The 220-nt window shown below is 39.1% G+C and carries 1 protein-coding gene; it reads left to right on the top strand.

The annotated features are described in order from the left end of the window. A partial coding sequence (locus NOU10_RS09375; protein ID WP_255906668.1) for a hypothetical protein occupies positions 1–220 on the top strand: 220 nt, incomplete at both ends.

A 220-nucleotide genomic window follows, 5' to 3' on the forward strand; every position in this document is an offset into this window, starting at 1 on the left:
CGATATATCTGGCAAGACAGGAGAAACCGTAAAGGTTACCCCAGAAGTACCAGAAAATTATGAGGAAGTAGCAGGAAATCCAACGGATTACACCTTCCCAGAAAATGGTACCGATGAAAGTAACGTGGTAACAATTCATTTGAAGCATAAACATGAAACAGTTACTAGAGACAACGTGGTAACAAGAACAATAGAGTACCGAGATGAAAAAGGTAATCTA

The organism is Ligilactobacillus sp. MP3 (genome assembly GCF_024436335.1).
In the GTDB taxonomy this organism is placed as follows: Bacteria; Bacillota; Bacilli; order Lactobacillales; family Lactobacillaceae; genus Ligilactobacillus; species Ligilactobacillus salivarius.